Here is a 14,477-nt window from a genome sequence, read left to right on the forward strand (position 1 = left end):
TGATTCTTTACTGATGTAGTTCTTACTGCTTTTTTCTAAACTGCTAGTAGGTCGTTTTAAAATTATAAAAAACCCCTGCTACTGAGTTTACAATAGCAGGGATAAATACTTATCTTTTCGGAGCTGTCGTAGAGTAACTCTTCTTATTCTACCGTGACTGATTTTGCCAAATTGCGTGGCTGGTCGACGTCTGTGCCACGCATCACTGCTACATGGTATGACAACAGCTGCACAGGCACGCTGTAGACGATAGGGGCAAGCGTCTCGCAAACATCGGGCACATATACTAAGTGCAGTCTATCTTCCGCGACCATTTGACTGGCTTCGCTAGCGAAGACAAATAGCTCGCCATGACGCGCATGCACTTCTTGCATGTTGGCTTTTAATTTATCAAACATACTGTCTTTAGGCGCTAGTACGACGATTGGCATGTCTTTATCGACCAATGCTAATGGACCGTGTTTGAGTTCACCTGCCGCATAACCTTCTGCATGAATGTAAGAAATTTCTTTTAGCTTTAACGCGCCTTCTAGCGCAATCGGGAACTGTAGCCCGCGACCTAAAAATAGACAGCTCTTCTTATCTTCAAAGCTTTCACTCATGGTCTTGATAGGAGCATCAAGATTTAAGCTGGCGTAGAGTTGTCCTGGTAATTGATGTAACTCACTTAATAACGTATTTAAGTGTTCGTCAGTCATGCGCTTCTGTGTGACGCCAACTTTTAATATTAACAATATCAAAGCTACAAGCTGAGTGGTAAATGCTTTGGTAGAGGCAACGCCAATCTCAGGTCCTGCTAACGTCGGCAAGAAAATATCTGTTTCGCGTACCAGCGATGACGTCGGTACATTACATAGTGCCAAGCTGACTAAGCCTGCTGGCGCTTGCTTCTGGATATCACGTAACGCTGATAAGGTGTCAGCCGTTTCACCAGATTGAGAAATACAGATGACCAAAGTATTATCGACGACGACAGGATTGCGATATCGGAATTCGCTGGCAACCTCGACGGAGCAAGGTATACGGATAAGGCTCTCAAACCAGTATTTTGCGACCATACCGGCATGATAACTGGTACCACAAGCAATCACTTGCACATGATGAATACCTGACAACAGTGTCTCATGACGCTGTAAAAAATCGTCGCGTAGTTTGGTGGTTTCACCATTGTCCAAAGCCATCTCTATCGTACGAGCGACGGCATCTGGCTGCTCGTAAATTTCTTTGAGCATATAGTGTTTGAACTCGCCTTTATCGGCATTGTGCTGGGTTGCATCAATTTCATGTATCTGACGTTGGACTTCAACACCATCTGCATAAACCTGAATGCTATTGCGAGTTAATTTGGCGATATCGCCTTCTTCTAGATACATAAAGCGGTTAGTCACCGGCAGCAACGCCAATTGATCTGACGCGATAAAGTTCTCACCAATACCGACGCCAATAACCAAAGGTGAGCCTAAACGTACAGTAATAAGCTCATCAGGGCAGTCTACGTGGACGATACCCAATGCAAAAGCACCGTGCAATAACGGGATAATGGTGCGGACCGCTTCTAACAAGTCAGGTGTCTTTTTGTAGATATCATGGATTAGATGCGCCACAACTTCAGTATCTGTCTGTGAAGTAAACACGTAGCCTTTGGCTATTAGCTCTTCTTTTAGTTCAGCGTAGTTTTCAACGATACCGTTATGAACGACCGCAATTTTGCCTGACACGTGTGGATGCGCATTACGTTGTGCTGGCTCACCATGGGTTGCCCAGCGCGTATGAGCAATACCGATATGACCATCAAAAAACTCTGGATTGATAGCGACGGCATTGACGAGTGCCTGTACTTTACCTACTTGACGCTCACGGTGTAGTTCACCATCACGAATAACGGTCAGGCCAGCTGAGTCATAGCCGCGATATTCTAAACGCTTTAGGCCTTCAAGTAAGATATTAGCGATATTTCGCTCAGCAACGGCGCCTACAATTCCACACATGGCTATTCCTTAGATTCAATTTTTAGTAGTTCAATATATAATGGTGCAAGATCAAAAATTTGGTTGGTCATTAATGATAAGTCATTAACTAATAAATACGATGAAGCAGTACCACAAAGATTGCCGTACTGCTTAGGTTTGTTCAACAATGACTGAGGTTGGCTAAACCACCAATGAGCAATTATTTTTTAGTTGGTCTTTGGAAGTCATTTTTTTGTACCTGACGTGCACGACCAAATGCCAATGCACTACTGTCAACATCTTTGGTAATCACAGAACCAGCGGCAACGGTCGCTGTATTCCCAATCGTCACTGGCGCGACTAAGCTAGCATTAGAGCCGATAAAAGCATTGTCTTCAATGATGGTTTGCGATTTATTAGCACCGTCATAATTACAGGTAATGACACCAGCACCGATATTCACACCTGTACCGACAATTGCATCGCCGACGTAGCTTAAGTGATTTACTTTACTGCCTTGACCAATAGTCGACTTTTTAATTTCGACAAAATTACCAACTTTGCTGTTATCAGATAATATGGTATCAGGACGCAGATGCGCAAAAGGCCCGATATCAACACCAGCACCGATATCAGCGCGATCGATCACACAATACGGTTTAATATAGCAAGCATTACTAATCTTGGCATTTTTGATAACACAGCCTGCTTCAATATAGACGTTGTCACCCAAGGTACAGTCACCTTCAAATACCACATTAACGTCAATAAACACATCTTGACCAGCGGTCAACGTACCACGGATATCGACACGAGTAGGGTCGGCGAACTGTACGCCAGCTTCTTGTAAGTCAGCAACTAGCTTGCGCTGCCAAGTGCGTTCTAGACTAGCAAGCTGTTGACGATTATTAACTCCTTCAATCTCAAACGTATGCTCAGGCTCAATTGCCGCGATAGTAATGCCATCGGCGACTGCCATTTTGACAATATCTGTCAGATAATATTCTTGCTGTGCATTGTCGTTAGAGAGCTCAGGCAAATATTTGTGCAATAGCGCATTATCGACGCAGTAAATACCGCTGTTAATTTCTCTAATGCTTTGCTCATCTGCATTGGCATCTTTTTGCTCAACGATGGCTTCAATATTGCCTGCTTGGTCACGTTTAATACGACCCAATCCAAACGGATTATCGACCGTCAGCGTCAGCATAGACATGCCATCAGTATTGGCAGTTTTTAATGCTGTCAATGTCTGACAGCTGACCAATGGCACATCACCGTAAAGAATGAGACTTTGTCCTGATTTAGGTAAATCAGACAGTGTCACCTTGACCGCATGGCCAGTTCCCAATTGCTCAGTTTGAGCAACCCAAGTAATCGATGCTTGTGTATATTGATTGGTAATTTCTGACTTTACTTGATCACCACCAAAGCCATGAACAATGATGGTTTCATCAACAGTTAACTGATGACAAGTATCTAGCACATGACCTAATAAAGACTTCCCAGCCAATGTCTGCAATACCTTTGGCTTTGCCGATTGCATACGTGTGCCTTTACCGGCAGCTAAAATAATTACAGAAAGAGGAGATGTCATAATAGGCTCACAAATGTAACAAAATATAATATTGGATTATAGCGCAAATGTTCATTTATAAAAACGCTGTGATGTGCAGGCTTTGTAATTTGAATACCAATAACTTAAGTAAGTAAAATCAAATATATAAGACAGCTAAAACTGTAGTAAATATTTCTGTGCGCTAATATCAAAAAGACATGAACATCATCACAATGATGTAAATAACCAACCAAATGACCGCTGCCATGATGCCTGCAATAATATCATCTAACATGACCCCAAGACCGCCAGCAACTTTTCTGTCTGCCCAGCCAATCGGTGGCGGCTTCAAGATATCAAATACGCGAAATAGGATAAAGGCGGTCGGTAGCCAGCCCCAAAACATAGGCATCATCATTAACGACAATGTGTTTTCAGGCTTAGGAAATAAATAAGACAAAATGTAAGATAACGGTAATAAGGTAATCCACATGCCTGCCCATTCATCCCACACAATATGTGGATCATCGTGCACCTGCATTAATTCAGAAGTACGCCCACAGATCCAGATACCAACCAAACAAGATAAAATAGTCAGCAGTAAAAAAGGAATAAAACCTAGACTCATGAGGGGCACGCCCACAATCAGCCCACCAACGGTACCCCAGGTACCAGGTGCACGGCGTGGTAATCCACTACCTAAACCTAGCCCAAGCCAATAGACTGCACGGTCAAGCATACTGGCATCGACCGGTAGCGGTGGGCAGTCATTTGCTTTACGGATGTCAGGCTTAGATAAGTCGTGATCAGTCATGGATTAGCCTGTAAAGTGTTGGTAACCAGTAAGATTGGGCCACGTTAAAAACGGTGAGGGCTGAGTTGGCGTCACTGGCTGATTTTGATAAAACAGTTCAAGACGTGAGTTATCAGAAGACTTGGTATCTGTCGCTATCGGATCTGCTAGTGCAATTACCTCGCCGATACAGGTGACAGGTGTATTGCCAGTAGGAGGTTTAATATGCGCAGGTAAGGTAAATGCCAATTCATAATCATCACCGCCCGCTAGCTGACCTAATAAGCGATCAGACAAATCGACAGTAGATAATGACTCGCTACTCGGTAGCTTGTCTAAATGGATGCGCATACCTACAGAGCTTTGCTGACAGATATGGCCAAGATCTTGGTAAAGACCATCGGAGATATCTATCATCGCTGTTGCACCGAGCTTTGCCAACGCTGCACCTAGTGCAATACGCGGCGTTGGCATATGTAGACGATGCGCCAACTCGATACCTTGTGCGCTTTCAGGATACTTTAAGGCGAAAGCGGCATCACCAAGGGTGCCTGATACATAAATCTTATCACCAACTTGCGCACCTGAGCGGTAAATGGCAGGTGTATCTGCGGACAGTAACCCCTGCGCGCTGATACTAAGTACTAAGCGCTCACTACGCGTGGTGTCACCACCTATCAGCGTTACGCCAAACAGCTGGCACGCATGAAACAGCCCTTTGGCAAATTCAGTGAGCCATTCGTGATTTGCTAAACGTTCAGGTAATGCCAACGCTAGCATAATGCTATGCGGCGTCGCACCCATAGCAGCAATGTCTGAGACATTAACGGCGACTGCCTTATAGCCAATCGCAAATGCTAGTTCATCAACTTTTTGCCAATCAGCATGAAAGTGACGACCTTGAACCAGTGTATCAATACAGCTAACCAAGCGTGATCCTGCTGGCAATGCCATCACAGCCGCGTCGTCACCGATACCTTTTTCGATACCAGTTAATGGCGCATGCGTGGCCTGCATCTGTGAGAATATACGCTCAATCAGCTCAAACTCGTTCATGGTTATCTTAGTCTTTGGTATCGTTAGCGTTTTTCTTGCTCGCCTTAAAGTCACTGATATTTGCACTGGCTTTACTGGCACTACTGCGTTTAACGTTGGCTTTGTTAGCACTGATACGCGGCTTGTTTGATGCAGTCGGCTCATCGACGATAGCGCTTTCTGTTTCAGCAGCAGTTTCGATATTATCGGCTACCGTTACTTCAGCCGAACTCGCTTCAGATTGTTTAGCCGCTACTTTTTGTGACGTACGTAGATTGGCGTTGGTATCTGCTTGCACTTCAACCGCGCGCAGCTCACCGGCCATTTTATCCAGTACCGCATTAATCAATTTGTGTGCATCAGTCGCTCCAAAGTGATTATTTAGCTTCATCGCTTCATCAAGCACGACTTTATAAGGAATCTCTACACGGTTCTGCAGCTCATACGCACCAATCAACAAGATAGCGTGCTCAACCGTATCTAACTTATCAACCTCACGATCAAGATGCTGACTGATAAGCGCATCGAGTGCTTCAATCTGCTCTGGAATGTCGCGCATCATTTCATGATAATAACCGATATGGACGGTATGCATGGCATTGGTTGCACGTGTGCGAGCAGCAATATCGTGCGGAGCATTGGCTTTCCAGCCAAGCTTACCATCTACATCAAAGCGGCGATCAGTGACGAGCCATTCGTATAGGCCTTGCATCGCAAAGCGACGTGCCTTACGGATAGCAGTGTGACTGGTCTTGTAAGAAGACTCACTCATATCGAATGTTTGATCACCCGCACTACTGCTCGCTATACGGGTAGCTTCAGCTTGTCCATCATTGGCTTGTGCGGTTTTCGCAGCGCTAATAGCGCGCTTGAGTTGGTCAGTCATAGGGGGTCTGTACCTAAATTTTTGAGATGATACCCAGTCAAAATATAAATTAGCAAAGTAACTTCTTAACTATGCTGACTTAAAGCTTTAAAGGGTATAGAAATACGGCGAAAATTCAAAAAGTAGCCAATTATTTTGATAGCTGGCTAGTGCTATAAGGTGCTGTTATTACTAAATAGCAGCACCAGTTAAACTAATAAATTTGAACTTTAAAGCTTATGCTTCATCGATGCTGTCATCAATATCTAGCTGTGACAAAACAGCGATCATTTCTAGTACAACCATCGCAGCTTCAGAGCCTTTGTTACCCGCTTTAGTACCAGAGCGCTCGATAGCTTGCTCAATGCTGTCAGTAGTGATGATACCGTTAGCAACAGGAATATTATAATCCATTGCAACAGCGCTCAAACCTTTGGCAGATTCGCTAGCTACAATATCAAAATGCGGCGTGCTGCCACGGATGATTGCACCCAATGCCACAATCGCGTCAAAACGATCTGATTCAGCAGCACGTTGGGCCACAAGTGGTAGCTCAAATGCGCCAGGCACACGAATAACAGTAATGTTGCTACCCAATACACCATGACGGAGTAGGGCATCGATTGCACCATCAACCAATGACTCAACGACAAAACCGTTAAAACGACCAACAACGATACCAATGCGAGCGTCAGCGTTTTGATGTAGGTTACCATCGATATGAGTCACGTCGTTGCGCTGCTGTTGTAAATTCGACATAAAAAATCCTTTGCTTAATAAGCGTTCAATTGAAATATAGGCGTCAATAAATAGCTAAATAGTCTGATGCGTTCAATCGATTCGGTCGCCTATTGTTTTGGCGTTGCCCTAGTTAATTGAACGAAAATAAATGGTTAGCGCTATGATAGCATTTTTTTAAGTTTTATTTGTATTTTACGAGCGTACTATAGACGCATCTGTATACCTTGCGCTGCCATGTATTCTTTGGCCTCTAACACGGTGTACTCACCGAAGTGAAAAATACTGGCGGCAAGTACAGCATCTACGCCGCCTTCTAGTACGCCTTCCGCTAAATGCTGTAGGTTACCGACGCCACCTGAGGCAATAACAGGTACATTGACGCGGCTGGTGATCTGCTGCATGAGGGCCAAATCATAGCCTTTTTTGGTACCATCACCATCCATCGAAGTGACCAGTAATTCACCAGCGCCCAGCTCGGCCATTTTGCTTGCCCAAGCGACGGCGTCGATACCGGTTGGCTTACGACCACCATGGGTAAAAATCTCCCAACGCGGTACGGTGATACCATCTACATTGATATCAGCGACGCGTTTGGCATCGATGGCAACGACGATACATTGGTTACCAAATTTCTGTGCAGCTTCCCCAACAAATTCAGGGGTGAATACTGCTGCTGAGTTGATTGCGACTTTGTCCGCGCCTGCATTTAGCAAATTACGAATATCAGCGATTTTTCGCACGCCGCCGCCGACAGTGAGTGGCACAAATACCGTCTCTGCCATGCGTTCAACGGTATGATACGTGGTATCGCGCTCATCATTGGTCGCAGTGATGTCTAAAAAGGTAATCTCATCAGCGCCTTGTTCGTTGTAGCGGCGAGCGACTTCGACAGGATCGCCTGCGTCTTTAATATCGACAAACTGGACGCCTTTGACCACGCGGCCATTGTCTACGTCAAGACAGGGAATAATACGTTTTGCTAGCATAAAACCGCCTATTAATTCGCGCAAGAATACAAAGATACATCACATAAAATGCTATGATACGCGTAACTATTTTACAAAACAAATGCAAAGGGTGCTTATGTGTCAACTGCTCGGCATGAACAGTAAAAATCCTGCTGATATCGGTTTCTCCTTTGCTGGTTTTCGGGCTCGTGGCGGGCTTACAGATGATCATGTTGACGGCTTTGGCATTGCTTATTTTGAGCCGACGGGTCTGCGTTTGTACTGCGATAATCGCGCGGCGATGGATTCCCCACTTGCTGAATTGGTCAGTCAAACCCGAGTAAAAGCTGACAATACTATCGTCCATATACGCAAATCAGATGATCAGTTACTCAGTAATGCTCATCCTTTTACACGTGAGATTTGGGGCGAGGCTTGGGTGTTTTCTCATAACGGTAAAATGACCATTAAGGATGCGGCTGATAGTGACCCTATCAAGCAAGGCAAATCACGTCACTATTGCCCAGTAGGGGACACCGATTCGGAGTTTGCGTTCTGTTATTTGCTCAATCAACTAAAAGAGCAGTTTGAGTATAAGCCCGATGCGCGGACACTGTATGAGTTCTTGACCGTGCAATGCCGTTTTTTGGCAAATTACGGACTATTTAACTGTTTGATGTCCAATGGTGAGTGGATGCTTGGCTATGCCAATACGTTGTTGTTTCATGTGACTCGTCAAACTCCATTTGGCTCAGCGGCTCTCATTGATGTGGATGTGACGATGGATTTTGAGACCGTCAACGAGACAGACGATGTCATGACAGTGCTTGCTACCACCCCGCTTACCAGTGATGAAGACTGGCAACAGCTGGCTGTCGATGAGTGCATTATTTTTGCAGAGGGTCATATGGTTTATCAAGATGTTCCTACTCGCCCTGTTTACTTGTCGATTGAAGAAGGTTTGAAAATTGCAAAAAATGCCTAGCCTATATATTAGCTAGCCTATGTGTCAGCTGATTTATTAAGTAGCTGCCTGCTGAGCTGCTATTTTACTATGTGGCTACTTTTATCAGTATCAGCTACGTCTCAGAGCGCAGCTGATTGACAAAATGTCTTAACGATATTTAAAGTTTGCTTGTCGGCGACGTAATGGTCACTATTATTGACTGTCCCCACATTTATTATTACCCAAATTGAATTTATTATTTCACGTACTACTTTTACCATTTAACCGTCATAAGTGAGATGTCATGTCCGTCTATACCCAGTTAACCGATGATCAGTTTGCCGCCTTTTGCCAAAGCTTTGGCGTGTCGTTTGCCCGCGCAATTCCAATCACTCAAGGGATTAAAAACTCAAACTGGTTTATTCAAACGACTGACGATTTAGATGGCACGTACTCTTATGTATTCACTTTATTTGAAGAACGTCCGCCTGCTGATATCGAAAAAATGGCCGTTATTCTTAATCAATTAAATGGCAATCTACCAGTCGCCGCGCCGCTAGCCGTTATTGAATCAAATAGTTCACAAATGGATGGTGATGATAAGCGCTATGTTATCCATTATGAAGACAAAGCGATTACGCTAGTGCCGTGCTTAGCAGGTTCACATCCGGATCAAACCACGCAAGCGATGTGTCATGACATTGGTGCGGCATTAGCAATGCTGCATGAAACGCTACAAGCACTACAACCAAGTGAACAATATGGCGTGCCTTTGTACCCATGGGCAGATGTGCGCGACCGTGAAATGCAGTTTATGCCAGGTGACGAAGCCAAGCTGATGAGCGATATCTGGCGCTCTTATTCAGAATTACCACTGGCCACTTTACCAAAAGGCCTATGCCATTTAGATATGTTTGCCGACAATACTTTATGGAATCTACAAAAAGGCGAAGCGCGTCTGACGGGCTTGTTGGACTTTACTGAAGTCAGTGTCGAGCATTATGTGATGGATATTGCGATCACTATTAATGATTTTTGTACCACGTGGGGCGTTGCAGAACAAGGCGAATCCGTTAACTTTGACCGTAGTAAAATGGCAGCGTTTTTACAAGGTTATGAGTCGATACGCCCGCTAAACAGTGATGAAAAACGTGCACTACCTGTTATGCTAGCAAAAGCAGCGGTGATTTTCTGGTTATTACGCCTAAATGTGATTCACTACAATCGTACCGAAGGCCGTACGGGTGATAACATCATGGTCAAAAACCCTGACTTGATGAAACGTCTGGCCGCTTACCATTGGGCGCATGTTGAAAAGTCGCAAAATACCGTATTTGTACTATTAAGCAAACCAGACAATCAAATAGTCGGCGTATTTAGCAGTATCACCCAAGCCGAACAAGCGCAGGAAACATTAAGTAGTAGTGAGTTTGCAATCAAAGAATATACGCTAGATCAATTGTCTTAAGCATTGCTTATTCATTTATTCTAGTACCAATGCTAGTACTAATTTTAGTACCGAAACCTTAGAGGCGACCCCATGACCGATCAAGTTGATAACTGGCACAAACTGGCGCGCTACGATACCAATATGCAGGGTGAGCTACACGCCAACCTACTACGTAATAACGGCATTACCGTGTCCTTGCAGCCGCTAAGCGCGATCCCTGGTATGAACTCGGGTATCGTTCTTTGGGTAGAAAGTACCGATCTGGCAAGCGCTCAGCGTATTTTGGATACTATCCCAACTGATGGTGCTGCTTTGCTTGATGAAATGAGTGATGCTGACTTTGATGCGCTATCTGCTGCTCAAAGCAATCCTATTCAAGGTAACTCGATAATAGACGACAATAACGGTGGTAATGATTAAATGTGTCAACTCTTAGGAATGAACTGTAATACCCCAACGGATATTGGCTTTAGCTTTGCAGGGTTTCGCAAGCGTGGCGGGATGACGGACAGTCATGAAGATGGCTTTGGTATTGCCTTTTTTGAGCGTAGCGAATGCAGCAATAATGACAAAACCAACGATGAGACGGCAAATGACTCAACGGGTCTGCGTCTGTTTCATGATAATCGTCCAAGCCATCTGTCGCCAGTCGCTGATTTGGTTAACAACTATCCAATCAAAGCCATGAATGTCATTGCGCATATTCGTAAAGCGACGCAAGGACAGAACTGTTTGGCCAACACCCATCCATTCGTTCGTGAAGTCTGGGGCGAGCAGTGGGTATTTGCGCACAATGGGCAGATGAATAGCGAATTTATCAAACGCTGTCAGCGCCTACAAGACAACGGCAATGCATCACACTGTCAGCCAGTAGGCAATACTGACTCGGAGATGGCATTTTGCTATTTGGTCAATCGTCTAAAGAGTAGCTTTAAGTCGCGTCCTGATGACAAAACGTTGTTTAATTTTTTGACCACGCAATGTCGTTATTTATCTGCCAATGGTCTATTTAATTGCTTAATATCCAATGGCAGGTGGCAACTGGCTTATGCGGGCAGCTTACTGTTTTATCTCACGCGCAAAGCGCCATTTGGTGAAGCGAAACTCGCTGATGATGATATGGCGATTAACTTCGGTGATGTGACTACAGACACGGATAAAGTTACTATTCTAGTCACCGTGCCACTGACTGAAAATGAGAGATGGCAACAGTTAGCGGTCAATGAATGCTTAATCTTCCAAGATGGTGATGTCATTTATAAAGACAGTCCAAGCCAGCGCAAGTTTTTGACAGTGGACGAAGGCATTGCGATTGCACGAGCCGTTGGAGCGAGTGTTTAGCGGTCAATGGATATCTAACGTTGTTTAAATATAACCCCCACAACATCGTTTAAATTTCTCACCAGATCCACAAATGCACGGTTGCTTTTGGCTGACAGTCATCGCAACCGTCGGGTCTAAGAAATACCAGCGCGCATCGTTATTAGCCTTGTTTTTAACCTTTATGAAGGTGGACAGTTCATGATGCGCTTGTGTTTTTTCTTCTAAACCACCTGATGTTTCCTCAGCGCTTTTAAAATAAGCCTTAAACTCAACCTGTGCATGACATTTACCCAACTTTGGCGTGTGCTCTACAATCTCTAATCCTGCCCAATCTGACTCTTTTGCCCAACTTTCAATCGCCTGCACGTCAAGTAATGCTTGCTGAGCAGGCACTGTGGTCTTGACGATATAGTCTGGTTTCACCAATGCAAAGGCACTATAGCGCGTACGCATCAACCGTTCGGCTGTCTCCGCTTTTATACCATCTGCTTTATCAACCTCATCATTATAAAAAGCATCATGATATGGCTGGCAGCAGTCTTGATAGGATAGCGGAGCGTCTGCCGTCTCTGCTGTTGGATTGATTTGGCAAGGGCAAGTATCTGGGTAAGGTTGCATGAGTTACTCCACTTTTTGTTTGGGCTTATTCGTTTAGGCTCAGTGGTCTTATGATAACTTTATTGCAGCATGCTTTTTATTAATTCTGGCAAGATGCCGACTTTGAGCTGCGCCCATGCGGAAGGATCAATTAGTCGTGACCAAAACATCTCAAAAGGTGGGGCGGCGTATACCAGTAGTGCAAGGATAGTATATAAGAGCAGATACCACCATTTGTCTTTTGGCTGATAAAACTTCATCGCCGTGCCCGATGAGCGTTTCATTTTCATATTGGACAGATTGACGCTATACAGTTCGTCCAATGACAAATGTACCATTGCGCCCCCAAATAAAAACAGACCATAAAACCAACTAGTCGTCAGTGGTAGGTGCAAGCCATAATAGCTTAGGCACGTCAGACCCAATCCCAGTATCGCCATATACGGCACAGAATGGATGACACCACGATGCACCGTCATAGTGGTAAAGATATGAGATACCACGTAACGCATAAAACCGTAGCCTGCCAACCATAATACTATCAATGCCAGTAAGCTCAAATCACTACGCCAGTGCATGACCAGACCAAAGGCAAATATAAACGAGGTGATATTAAAACCGAGCTTAATCGGTGTTGAATTATCAGAATCCAAGTCTGGCAACAACCCGCCGATAGTACCAAGCGCCACGCACACCAAAAACCCTGAATCATCAATCAATCCAGCTTTATAAACCGTCAAACTCAGTGTGCCGCTGACCATAAAAGCGACATTTAAGTGGGTATTAAAATTTGCCATAAAACTCATTCTTCCATAGCGCTCAAAAAGTCCTTTCGAGCGGCGTATCTAGCAGTAAAAAAGCGCACCATGATACCATAGACCGCCCATACGTCTAATAGAGATAGCCTGTAAGAGAGAGCTTCTATGCCTGCCAGTGATTTACCCGCCACACTTAACTCTGATACTCATACTAAGCAGCTGCCTGTAGTAGAAGGTCAGCTTGATAACAGCTTTGCTACTATTGACTGGCAAGTGCCTTGGTTATCGCATATTACTCAATTGAGTTATATCAGCAACACGATTGAACACCTTAGTCGTTCGAAATCACAGAGAAATAGCTTGGATGGTTCGAATGATTCAGAAGGTGTGGATAATGTGAAAAGCCTAGATGAGCACGATACAAATGCTTCTGACATCAATACGCCTGACACGATTGCCAAAGTCTTAAAAACGGCGATGGTACAACAAGCTGATCATTTGCACCAGCCGTTACCTCATACCAAACCTGCTCATGATCACAAATCTCAGACGCTACAGTTCGTCTCTCAAAATGCATTGCCTGAAGGGGAAGCCTATGAGCATTTCATCGGCACAACTGGCAATATCCCGACGCGTGATAACTTACATGACTTGTTTAATGGCAGTATTTGGCTGACCTTTCCGAAGACTAAAGCTATGCTCAATTACTACCATATGCTAGAAATCGCTAAGCAGGGTATTAGTGAGCGTCGAGGGCGTGTGCGCGACACTATTACTGTCTTTGATGAGAATGGCGCAGTGCTGGTGACTTCTGATGCTAGTATCGGTAAGGCATTGGTTGATTTTGACTGGCAGGCAAGTTTGGTGAACCCACGTGCTAAATGGGACAACCCAGCACAACCGAATACAAGTGCTCAGGCAGTAGTTTATATCTTCGGGCATGCATTGCTTGAGCAGTTGGTACATCCTCGCAAACCTCTATGCGCACACAGTATTGTCATTCACGTTGCACAAGAATTCTTTAGCTTATCGTTAGCTGAACGTATGAGCTATTTGGATGACAAGGTTGCAGAATACATGGACACATTGTTATCAAATGATGATGTCAAACCGCGCCAGCTTGCGCCGCTACCGATTTTAGGGGTGCCACACTTTTGGGCAGAGAATGCAGATACTGGCTTCTATGAGGACAGCTACGTATTTCGCAGTGGACGACGTAAAAAAGATAAAAATTAAATAGGAATAAATCATTTAAAGATAGCTCGCTAAACCGTTGTTACGTTTACGATTGTGCCACGATTCGACAACGTCCAGACGTTAACAAAGCCTTGTATGTTTGTTATGGTAAAAGGGAGTTTCTGTTAATCACTACAGATATGATTATCTCTTTTGTTAACACTGACTCATATCAGACAGTTTTGCGAAACTGCGATATTGATTCAAGACAGATCAATCATTTATTGAGCCACCAGTCATACATAAACTTATAATAATTTATGTCCAGGATTTATAACA

13 protein-coding genes and 1 pseudogene are annotated in these 14,477 nt (G+C 44.4%); 5 read left to right on the top strand and 9 right to left on the bottom strand.

Annotation, left to right across the window (positions count from 1 at the left end):
* Nucleotides 1–143 precede the first annotated feature (143 nt).
* From glmS to hisF, 7 genes and pseudogenes are all read right to left on the bottom strand, one after another.
* Nucleotides 144–1,988: a glutamine--fructose-6-phosphate transaminase (isomerizing) gene (gene glmS / locus ABFV72_RS10080; RefSeq protein ID WP_347163506.1), complete on the bottom strand. Its 1,845-nt coding sequence runs from the start codon at nucleotides 1,986–1,988 to the stop codon at nucleotides 144–146.
* A 181-nt stretch (nucleotides 1,989–2,169) separates the two neighbouring features.
* Nucleotides 2,170–3,546: a bifunctional UDP-N-acetylglucosamine diphosphorylase/glucosamine-1-phosphate N-acetyltransferase GlmU gene (glmU, locus tag ABFV72_RS10085; RefSeq protein WP_347163507.1), complete on the bottom strand. Its 1,377-nt coding sequence runs from the start codon at nucleotides 3,544–3,546 to the stop codon at nucleotides 2,170–2,172.
* Between the two features lie 169 nt (nucleotides 3,547–3,715).
* Nucleotides 3,716–4,321, bottom strand: a complete 606-nt coding sequence (locus ABFV72_RS10090; RefSeq protein WP_347163509.1) for a phosphatidylglycerophosphatase A family protein — start codon at nucleotides 4,319–4,321, stop codon at nucleotides 3,716–3,718.
* Between the two features lie 3 nt (nucleotides 4,322–4,324).
* On the bottom strand, nucleotides 4,325–5,356 hold the full coding sequence (gene thiL, locus ABFV72_RS10095; protein ID WP_347163510.1) for a thiamine-phosphate kinase: 1,032 nt from the start codon (nucleotides 5,354–5,356) through the stop codon (nucleotides 4,325–4,327).
* A 28-nt stretch (nucleotides 5,357–5,384) separates the two neighbouring features.
* A pseudogene (gene nusB, locus ABFV72_RS10100) lies at nucleotides 5,385–6,221 on the bottom strand (transcription antitermination factor NusB); the annotation flags it as partial.
* Nucleotides 6,222–6,437: 216 nt separating this feature from the next.
* Complete coding sequence (ribH, locus tag ABFV72_RS10105; RefSeq protein ID WP_075106501.1) at nucleotides 6,438–6,959, bottom strand: 6,7-dimethyl-8-ribityllumazine synthase; 522 nt, start codon at nucleotides 6,957–6,959, stop codon at nucleotides 6,438–6,440.
* A gap of 185 nt (nucleotides 6,960–7,144) precedes the next feature.
* Complete coding sequence (hisF, locus tag ABFV72_RS10110; RefSeq protein WP_347163512.1) at nucleotides 7,145–7,927, bottom strand: imidazole glycerol phosphate synthase subunit HisF; 783 nt, start codon at nucleotides 7,925–7,927, stop codon at nucleotides 7,145–7,147.
* Between the two features lie 97 nt (nucleotides 7,928–8,024).
* Between hisF and ABFV72_RS10115 the strand changes: the two genes are divergently transcribed.
* From ABFV72_RS10115 to ABFV72_RS10130, 4 genes are all read left to right on the top strand, one after another.
* Nucleotides 8,025–8,873, top strand: coding sequence for a class II glutamine amidotransferase (locus ABFV72_RS10115; RefSeq protein ID WP_347163513.1), 849 nt, complete (start codon nucleotides 8,025–8,027; stop codon nucleotides 8,871–8,873).
* 265 nt (nucleotides 8,874–9,138) lie between these two features.
* Nucleotides 9,139–10,302 (top strand): homoserine kinase, encoded by a 1,164-nt coding sequence (locus ABFV72_RS10120; protein ID WP_347163515.1) that lies wholly within the window; start codon nucleotides 9,139–9,141, stop codon nucleotides 10,300–10,302.
* 72 nt (nucleotides 10,303–10,374) lie between these two features.
* Nucleotides 10,375–10,704, top strand: coding sequence for a hypothetical protein (locus ABFV72_RS10125; RefSeq protein ID WP_347163516.1), 330 nt, complete (start codon nucleotides 10,375–10,377; stop codon nucleotides 10,702–10,704).
* A complete protein-coding gene (locus ABFV72_RS10130; RefSeq protein ID WP_347163517.1) occupies nucleotides 10,705–11,625 on the top strand; it encodes a class II glutamine amidotransferase in 921 nt (306 codons plus the stop codon).
* 24 nt (nucleotides 11,626–11,649) lie between these two features.
* Here ABFV72_RS10130 and ABFV72_RS10135 read toward each other — a convergent pair whose 3' ends face one another.
* Together ABFV72_RS10135 and ABFV72_RS10140 are read right to left on the bottom strand one after the other, a co-directional pair.
* On the bottom strand, nucleotides 11,650–12,225 hold the full coding sequence (locus ABFV72_RS10135) for a YchJ family protein (protein ID WP_347163518.1): 576 nt from the start codon (nucleotides 12,223–12,225) through the stop codon (nucleotides 11,650–11,652).
* 59 nt (nucleotides 12,226–12,284) lie between these two features.
* The gene (locus tag ABFV72_RS10140) at nucleotides 12,285–13,001 is read right to left on the bottom strand and encodes a hydrolase (protein ID WP_347163519.1); all 717 of its coding nucleotides are present in this window, start codon (nucleotides 12,999–13,001) and stop codon (nucleotides 12,285–12,287) included.
* A gap of 126 nt (nucleotides 13,002–13,127) precedes the next feature.
* Between ABFV72_RS10140 and ABFV72_RS10145 the strand changes: the two genes are divergently transcribed.
* Nucleotides 13,128–14,198, top strand: coding sequence for a DUF3025 domain-containing protein (locus tag ABFV72_RS10145; protein WP_347163521.1), 1,071 nt, complete (start codon nucleotides 13,128–13,130; stop codon nucleotides 14,196–14,198).
* Nucleotides 14,199–14,477 lie beyond the last annotated feature (279 nt).

It is taken from the genome of Psychrobacter proteolyticus, from assembly GCF_039762275.1.
GTDB classification, from domain to species: domain Bacteria; phylum Pseudomonadota; class Gammaproteobacteria; order Pseudomonadales; family Moraxellaceae; genus Psychrobacter; species Psychrobacter proteolyticus_C.

Bases quoted from the DNA above. Each gene is read 5' to 3' on its own strand.
- ABFV72_RS10115 (WP_347163513.1), top strand. From the start codon at position 8,025: ATGTGTCAACTGCTCGGCATGAACAGTAAAAATCCTGCTGATATCGGT.
- ABFV72_RS10140 (WP_347163519.1), bottom strand. From the start codon at position 13,001: ATGGCAAATTTTAATACCCACTTAAATGTCGCTTTTATGGTCAGCGGC.
- glmU (WP_347163507.1), bottom strand. From the start codon at position 3,546: ATGACATCTCCTCTTTCTGTAATTATTTTAGCTGCCGGTAAAGGCACA.
- ABFV72_RS10120 (WP_347163515.1), top strand. From the start codon at position 9,139: ATGTCCGTCTATACCCAGTTAACCGATGATCAGTTTGCCGCCTTTTGC.
- ABFV72_RS10135 (WP_347163518.1), bottom strand. From the start codon at position 12,225: ATGCAACCTTACCCAGATACTTGCCCTTGCCAAATCAATCCAACAGCA.
- ABFV72_RS10125 (WP_347163516.1), top strand. From the start codon at position 10,375: ATGACCGATCAAGTTGATAACTGGCACAAACTGGCGCGCTACGATACC.
- hisF (WP_347163512.1), bottom strand. From the start codon at position 7,927: ATGCTAGCAAAACGTATTATTCCCTGTCTTGACGTAGACAATGGCCGC.
- ribH (WP_075106501.1), bottom strand. From the start codon at position 6,959: ATGTCGAATTTACAACAGCAGCGCAACGACGTGACTCATATCGATGGT.
- thiL (WP_347163510.1), bottom strand. From the start codon at position 5,356: ATGAACGAGTTTGAGCTGATTGAGCGTATATTCTCACAGATGCAGGCC.
- glmS (WP_347163506.1), bottom strand. From the start codon at position 1,988: ATGTGTGGAATTGTAGGCGCCGTTGCTGAGCGAAATATCGCTAATATC.
- ABFV72_RS10145 (WP_347163521.1), top strand. From the start codon at position 13,128: ATGCCTGCCAGTGATTTACCCGCCACACTTAACTCTGATACTCATACT.
- ABFV72_RS10130 (WP_347163517.1), top strand. From the start codon at position 10,705: ATGTGTCAACTCTTAGGAATGAACTGTAATACCCCAACGGATATTGGC.
- ABFV72_RS10090 (WP_347163509.1), bottom strand. From the start codon at position 4,321: ATGACTGATCACGACTTATCTAAGCCTGACATCCGTAAAGCAAATGAC.